Origin of the sequence: Achromobacter sp. SIMBA_011 (genome assembly GCF_046535435.1) — a bacterium.
GTDB lineage: Bacteria > Pseudomonadota > Gammaproteobacteria > Burkholderiales > Burkholderiaceae_B > Achromobacter > Achromobacter dolens.
The window spans coordinates 1-259 of record NZ_JAWRWN010000746.1; the positions used below are offsets into that span (position 1 = coordinate 1).

1 protein-coding gene is annotated in these 259 nt (G+C 54.4%); it reads right to left on the bottom strand.

Annotated features, from left to right (window positions below; all coding sequences use genetic code 11):
* Positions 1 to 63: GcrA family cell cycle regulator (locus SB816_RS32965; protein ID WP_410548376.1), on the bottom strand; the 63-nt coding region annotated here is incomplete at its 3' end.
* Between the last annotated feature and the right edge of the window lie 196 nt (positions 64 to 259).

The window sequence follows — 259 nt, forward strand, 5'->3', positions numbered from 1 at the left end:
GGCGCTAAGCCCTTCGGACCACAATTTCTTGAGTTTTTCGACTCGCTCGTCTGTCCAGTTCATGCCGCTTCTCCGCTTGTCGCGTGTATTTTCGGCAGAATCCCTCTCCGTCTCGCGGGCGTGCCGCAAGCGTGGTTTCCGCCGGATTTTTGGTGACTAGTTCCGCCGCAATGCAGTCTAGTAATTAGCGATTAACCTAGTGCCACGCAGACTCCGTGGCAAGAGTCGGGGGAATCATCTGGAATCGATTTTCCGGTTT